The following is a 4,415-nucleotide window of genomic DNA, read 5'->3' as shown; positions in this document are numbered from 1 at the left end:
TGCCGTGCTGTCATTAAATATGATTTTTCACATCATGTCAACAAAAAAATCATGATCTTGTGTTTTTTTATTTTTTTTACCTAAATATGGTGTTTTTAGAAACAAAAAGGTATGTATTGACACAGCCAAAAAAGAAGAAAATCTAAATATTAAGCTCGTGACGCGCTGCTGTTGCCAAAAAAGCAGATCTTGTTAAACCTCTTTCTTGTGCACAATCATCAATTGCACGTAAGAGTCCTCTTTCAATAGATATATTCGTACGTACCACTTCTGCATCATTTTCAATAAATGGGACTTGTATTAAAAAAGCTCCTTCTGACAAAGCTGTTTTGACAGATTCCCGTTGTATGACTTCCTCAAATTTTGAAGGAATGGGCACTATATCTATATCTTCACAATAAAGTTGAAGTGCTTCTGTTGCGTTTGCGATTAAATTTTCTTCCTCATCAGCAGCAGAAAAAAGTCCCTCAAAATCAGGAAACTGAACACCAAAAGCAGAATCTTCATCTTTATGAACAAGAGCAAAAAATCTTTTCATTTTTCTTCTCCTTTTTTTAACCAACCTGCTTGTTGTGCGATAGAACGTGCTGTACCAATCGGAAGATTTTTTTTAGGATGTGGAACAATAACAACCTTACCATCTTTTTTTAATTTATGATGAGAACCTTTTACTTTGACAAGTTCAAAGCCATCACGCTTTAATTTTGCAATGATTTTTCGGCTATCTTGTTCCATTCCCTAAACTCATAATGTGTAAATATATACACATTTTAATGATTTTTCATCTGATGTCAATTCTTTTTTAACGGCTAAAGTGCTTATGAAGCGCATTAAGAACAATACGCAAAGAACTAACAAGATGTGTTAGCGATTGATCTTCTATAACAAGATATTGTAATGCAGCATAAAGATTATACTGTCTATAGAGGTGTTGTGCTTCTTTGATAGCCTCTTTCGTCACTTCATAACAATGAGTTGCTCTTGCAATCCACCGTTTTTGTGCCTCCTCATTTGATGAAGGAGTAAAGTTATCATAAATTGCATTAGGCAATCCTTTTGCACATAGGTAATTGTTTTTCACTTCAAGATATTTTTGCGCAGCATCATATTGGTCTTGATTGATTTCGCCTTGCAAATAAAGCCGCCCAATATAGGTACTGGAAAGTGGATTTTTAGCCTCTTCTATGGTCAAACAGAAGCGTTTGGCACGCATTTCAATTGCCAATTTATCCATGGGTTCATGCGGTGTTTTTGCTCGTGAGATGCGTCCGTTTGGTTCTCTTATGCATCCTTTAATCCGAGGACGTCCGCGTTTTGTACGTTTTTTTCTCTTTGTCATATGTTATCAATCAGAATGGGACGCTATCGTTAAGAGCTGTTCTATAATCTTGAGCACCTGAAGCGATAGCATAATTTTGAGAAGTAATGGGTGAAGGGGTAGGGGATGCTGATTGCTCTTTCTTCGCATCAAGCAAATACAACTCGCCTTTGAATTGTGGTAAGACAATCTCTGTTGTGTAACGGTCATGCCCATTTTTATCTTGCCATTTGCGTGTCTGTAATTTTCCTTCTATGTAAACCTTTGAACCTTTGTTTAGATATTGAAGTGCAATTTTTGCCAAATGTGGATTAAAAATCACCACGGAATGCCATTCTGTTTTCTCTACTTTTTGATTGGTTTTTTTATCTGTATAGCTCTCAGAAGTCGCTATACTAAAATTGACTATTTCTGCTCCAGAATTCATTGTTTTGCTTTCGGGATTAGCACCAAGGCGTCCGATTAACGTCACTTTATTTAGCATATTTGTAGCCCCATTAGATTTGCAATTTATACATAAAAATCTTAGCATAAATTGCATATTTATTCAATTATTTCAGTTTGTTAATAACAGTTTTTTTAAGTATTACATTATAATATTATTTGACAAATTATTCATCAAAAAACTATGTCGCACAAATGGCACGGCTTTCTTATTTCTGCTTTTAACTTTTCAATAAATATCCTTTCATTAAGAGTCTGTATCAAACTTTTTTGTTCGATTTATTGTTGACTATCGAACCTTTTTGTGCGATATTCATTTTATGCAGAAAGGGGAGGCTAAATGAAACGAGAAGCGCTGCTTAGGGAATTACGTAAAGAAGCCAGAAAAAGAGGCATTCATTATAGTGAAGCTCCTGATGCAGGTAAAGGGTCACATTATTTGGTAACTTTTGGAGATAAGACAACCGTTATAAAATCTGGTGAATTGACCCCACTTTACGTGAAAATAATAAAAAAGCAGTTGGGGGTATGAGTTATTCTCTCAACAGCTTTAAATTTTCGTTTCAAAAGCATTTCGATTATGGCGAGGAGACCTAAACATGGAATACACTTATCAAGCAAAACTGGAATCTGATCCAGATGGTGGTTTTATTGTAACCTTTCCAGATGTACCAGAAGCAATAACAGCTGGAGAAAATAGAGCAGAGGCATTAGAGAATGCTGTTGAAGCTTTAGGGTTAGCATTACGGAGCTATCCTATGCGCGGTTTACCTTTACCAGTACCACAGCAATATAAAGGTCTTGTAAAGGTCACGGTAGATGCTTGGAATGCTCTTAAACTTGCAGTGGTAGAAGCCTTTAATGAAGCGAATATCACAAAAACAGAATTGGCTAATCGTTTGGGTAAAAAAGAAACAGAAGCAAGACGCATTCTTGATCCCAATTATCCAACTAAGCTTCAAACACTAGAGCAAACACTGAGCGTTCTTGGCAAGCAAGTCATTATTACAATCAAAAATGCGGCTTAACTTCCTCCCCACCTTGTAAAGATGGGGAAGGGAGTTCTATTTTTTAATTAAGCAACCTTTTTAATGGGGCTCTCCAAATTTGGTTCGTAAGCTTTCAAAAAAGGATTCATAGCCATGGGAAACTCTGAAGCTCCGAAATCTGTAAGAACTGCCAGAATCTTTGTAAAATTGGGCACTTCATCTTGAAGTTCTAAAATCAAAGCTTTTTCCACCACGCCCATGACCTGCACCAGCGTGTTACAATCCTCATCTCCAACGCTTTGATGATTGGAAAATTGAGCCAACGCTATCCATAAATCGCATAAGAAGTCGACACTGGTGTTCATTGTACACCTCCATGGATTTGTTCTCTCAAACAAGCTAATCCTCTAGATGTGATTTTCGTTGAAGGCAGCACCTTTTCTGTACCATCCGGTCTTTGAATGGTAATAGCAGGGCAATCCATAAATCCTTTCTTAATTTTGTCTTGATAAGGTAACAGTGGCGCCCCTGGAGCCCGTCGATACACCCAATCATGTTTACGCAAGTAATCCGTTAAATCTTTTGGTCGTACCTCTAACATCTTTGCTGCTTCAATTAAGCCAAACAAACCATCAGAGCGTTTTAAGCCTTCCAAAGCTTTTGCTTTTGGTGCTAATTCGGCAATGGTGTTATCCTTTTGCTCGATTTGGTTTTGTAGATGTGTCAAAAAGCCAATCATTGCTTGAGGACTTGAATAATCAATTTGCGGTGTTGCTACTTGTTTTTCCAATTCTTGCCAACGGTCAATGATTTTAGCTCGTAAAGCAGTGCTGTAACCAGAAACAAGAATTAAACATTCACGTTTGGGTAAATTATAACAAGGGCGTGTTTTTCCTTGTTCATCAATATAACTGCTTAAAAACTTAGCCGGCTCAAATTTGAGCTCGCTAAATATTTGTTTAATGTCTCGCATAACATTTTTATGCTTCTTACTACATACCCCCGCAATTTCAATGCTAGACATAGTCTGAGTGGTAGCACCATTAGTAGCACTTCCTTTAATTTCTATAAGAGTGTTCATGAGAACTCCTAGTTGTTAGACGTTTGTTAATGACACTCTAAAAAAGAGTGCCGGGCGCTAACAAACACGGCAACTAGCCCGTCGTTATGCTTTCCCCGTGAAGGTATTTTATAGCATAACCACACCCGACAAGATCATTATATGCGTATAACATATAACGAGTCAAAGCTTTTAAATTGCGGAAAAACAGTTATTTCGGCAACCAATCCGCTAGTTGTTTTAAGGTGTTTGTTAGGCACCTGATTCGATTATTCATATTGCTGTAATAATGTCAAGCTACTTCTGATAATTTTTTTATCTCCTTGTTGATCTCATCTATGAGAGGTTCGTAATTGAGAACGCTTTTCGGAATACCACCCCCATAAACCCAAGCTTTCACTTGCGCTTTGGTACTAAAATCCGCATTTTCTGGTGTGGTATAATACTGGCCGCCATCAAACTTTTCACATTCTCTTGTGCCGTCTTCATATTTGTAGAGGTTGTAAAAATACTCCTCTGCTCCGTCCCCCCAAGGAACATAACCAACAGCTGTCGCAACAAACTCTTTTTGCATGGGTTGTTTACGTTTTTTTAAGAACAGGTC

The 4,415-nt window shown here is 37.2% G+C and carries 9 protein-coding genes; 2 read left to right on the top strand and 7 right to left on the bottom strand.

From position 1 onward, the window contains the following. Window positions 1–142: 142 nt before the first annotated feature. The 4 genes from ACFIJ7_RS08970 to ssb all read right to left on the bottom strand — a co-directional run bounded on the left by ACFIJ7_RS08970 (window position 143) and on the right by ssb (window position 1,802). Window positions 143–538, bottom strand: a complete 396-nt coding sequence (locus ACFIJ7_RS08970; protein ID WP_005864994.1) for a type II toxin-antitoxin system HicB family antitoxin — start codon at window positions 536–538, stop codon at window positions 143–145. After that, on the bottom strand, window positions 535–735 hold the full coding sequence (locus ACFIJ7_RS08965) for a type II toxin-antitoxin system HicA family toxin (protein ID WP_007553727.1): 201 nt from the start codon (window positions 733–735) through the stop codon (window positions 535–537). The genes ACFIJ7_RS08970 and ACFIJ7_RS08965 overlap by 4 nt, the downstream gene beginning before the upstream one ends. Window positions 736–802: 67 nt before the next feature. After that, window positions 803–1,339, bottom strand: a complete 537-nt coding sequence (locus tag ACFIJ7_RS08960) for a hypothetical protein (protein WP_375645121.1) — start codon at window positions 1,337–1,339, stop codon at window positions 803–805. Between the two features lie 10 nt (window positions 1,340–1,349). Next, window positions 1,350–1,802, bottom strand: a complete 453-nt coding sequence (ssb, locus tag ACFIJ7_RS08955) for a single-stranded DNA-binding protein (RefSeq protein WP_375645120.1) — start codon at window positions 1,800–1,802, stop codon at window positions 1,350–1,352. A 300-nt stretch (window positions 1,803–2,102) separates the two neighbouring features. Between ssb and ACFIJ7_RS08950 the strand changes: the two genes are divergently transcribed. Beyond that, window positions 2,103–2,294: a hypothetical protein gene (locus ACFIJ7_RS08950; RefSeq protein ID WP_004859817.1), complete on the top strand. Its 192-nt coding sequence runs from the start codon at window positions 2,103–2,105 to the stop codon at window positions 2,292–2,294. 67 nt (window positions 2,295–2,361) lie between these two features. Then, window positions 2,362–2,790, top strand: coding sequence for a type II toxin-antitoxin system HicB family antitoxin (locus tag ACFIJ7_RS08945; protein WP_375645119.1), 429 nt, complete (start codon window positions 2,362–2,364; stop codon window positions 2,788–2,790). Between the two features lie 47 nt (window positions 2,791–2,837). Here ACFIJ7_RS08945 and ACFIJ7_RS08940 read toward each other — a convergent pair whose 3' ends face one another. From ACFIJ7_RS08940 to ACFIJ7_RS08930, 3 genes are all read right to left on the bottom strand, one after another. Then, a complete protein-coding gene (locus ACFIJ7_RS08940) occupies window positions 2,838–3,116 on the bottom strand; it encodes a hypothetical protein (protein ID WP_375645118.1) in 279 nt (92 codons plus the stop codon). Beyond that, window positions 3,113–3,832, bottom strand: coding sequence for a phage antirepressor KilAC domain-containing protein (locus ACFIJ7_RS08935; protein WP_375645117.1), 720 nt, complete (start codon window positions 3,830–3,832; stop codon window positions 3,113–3,115). Before ACFIJ7_RS08935 ends, ACFIJ7_RS08940 begins: the two co-directional genes overlap by 4 nt. 271 nt (window positions 3,833–4,103) lie before the next feature. Beyond that, the gene (locus tag ACFIJ7_RS08930) at window positions 4,104–4,412 is read right to left on the bottom strand and encodes a hypothetical protein (protein ID WP_375645122.1); all 309 of its coding nucleotides are present in this window, start codon (window positions 4,410–4,412) and stop codon (window positions 4,104–4,106) included. Between the last annotated feature and the right edge of the window lie 3 nt (window positions 4,413–4,415).

Origin of the sequence: Bartonella sp. MR100HLJHH, assembly GCF_042194215.1 — a bacterium.
GTDB classification, from domain to species: domain Bacteria; phylum Pseudomonadota; class Alphaproteobacteria; order Rhizobiales; family Rhizobiaceae; genus Bartonella; species Bartonella grahamii.
This window is presented reverse-complemented; position numbering and strand designations above follow the sequence as displayed.